Consider the following 230-nt stretch of genomic DNA (forward strand, 5'->3'; position numbering starts at 1 on the left):
GCCTACGTTGTACTGGATCAAAACGCTCAACTATCTGCTACAGATATTCGCTCCACCCAGAAAGCAAAGATTCCTGACTACATGATCCCTTCTCGATTCTTTGTTGTATACAAATTTTTAATAACTCCAAGCGGAAAAATAGATAGAAAAAATTTACCCACCCCCTGTAAACAATTTACTTCTAGTAATGATTACGCGGAGCCAAATAATGAAAGTGAATTGCAATTAAA

The 230-nt window shown here is 36.5% G+C and carries 1 protein-coding gene; it reads left to right on the forward strand.

The genetic code is table 11. The features are described 5' to 3' along the window. A partial coding sequence (locus ACN4Z1_RS16085; RefSeq protein ID WP_419423071.1) for a hypothetical protein occupies window positions 1-230 on the forward strand: 230 nt, incomplete at both ends.

This window comes from Legionella sp. ST3F1, from assembly GCF_048553315.1.
GTDB lineage: Bacteria > Pseudomonadota > Gammaproteobacteria > Legionellales > Legionellaceae > Tatlockia > Tatlockia donaldsonii.